Source organism: Pontimicrobium sp. MEBiC06410 (assembly GCF_053601615.1).
In genome coordinates this window covers 1-209 of the sequence record NZ_JBSHNT010000096.1, presented here as the reverse complement: position 1 = coordinate 209, position 209 = coordinate 1, and the positions used below count along the sequence as shown (strand labels likewise).

1 protein-coding gene is annotated in these 209 nt (G+C 40.7%); it reads right to left on the bottom strand.

Translation table 11 applies throughout. The features are described from left to right. Nucleotides 1-209: hypothetical protein (locus ACVC08_RS00640; protein WP_452600578.1), on the bottom strand; the 209-nt coding region annotated here is incomplete at both ends.

Here is a 209-nt window from a genome sequence, read left to right as displayed (position 1 = left end):
TGTCCATGTTCTTGTGATTACGAATGATCCTTCGCAAGTTCCAGCGACTATAGTGTCTGTATAGGTCGGGTCTAGTGTTGCAGAACAGTTGTCATTTTCATCAGTAACATCTCCTGTAATGTTTACTCCAGCATCGTAGTTACATGATGCATCTGTAAATATTTCGATATCTGCAGGTGCAGTAAATGTTGGTGCGATATTATCGGACA